Annotated in this window: 1 pseudogene; it reads left to right on the top strand. The window is 37.9% G+C overall.

The annotated features are described in order from the left end of the window. Positions 1-189: 189 nt before the first annotated feature. Positions 190-360 (top strand): annotated as a pseudogene (locus ACT3S4_RS14395) (hydrolase or metal-binding protein); the annotation flags it as partial. Positions 361-454: the final 94 nt, after the last annotated feature.

Genomic DNA, 454 nt, shown 5'->3' with positions numbered 1-454 from the left:
ACAGCCATTATCACTAACAGATAAACAATAAAAAAACGTATGAATTTCCGTTTTCTTTCTAAAGTTAATTCGACTTTAACTAAATGTAATGAGCTTTATTCCTTTTAAATTTCAACCTATTAACTTATCTTATTTAAGATCAAATAAAAATAAATGACTGAACCGCTCCGACATAGTCGGGGCGGTTCAGGTTTTGCGAATGCAAGGTTTGAAACGGATATAGAGGAAGGGCTAGATGTGTTAGAGGAATATTATCCTGAACAAGAGCGAAGCTTTTTGGTAGAGCAACAAGCTTCGCATGAAGGGGTTGTGCAGGATATTCAGCAGGGATTGCAGCAGAGTATCAGAGCTGTGAATTGAGCACAGTTGAATTATCTAGTGAGCTTGGTAAGTCAATTAATGGATTCTGAACAAGTTGGCTAGTCACTAATTGAGGGGAGCTTGGGCTCCCTTA

The organism is Psychrobacter sp. AOP30-A2-5, from assembly GCF_052378115.1.
Classification (GTDB): domain Bacteria; phylum Pseudomonadota; class Gammaproteobacteria; order Pseudomonadales; family Moraxellaceae; genus Psychrobacter.
The sequence above is the reverse complement of the archived record's forward strand: the minus strand, read 5'-3'. Positions and strand labels throughout refer to the sequence as shown.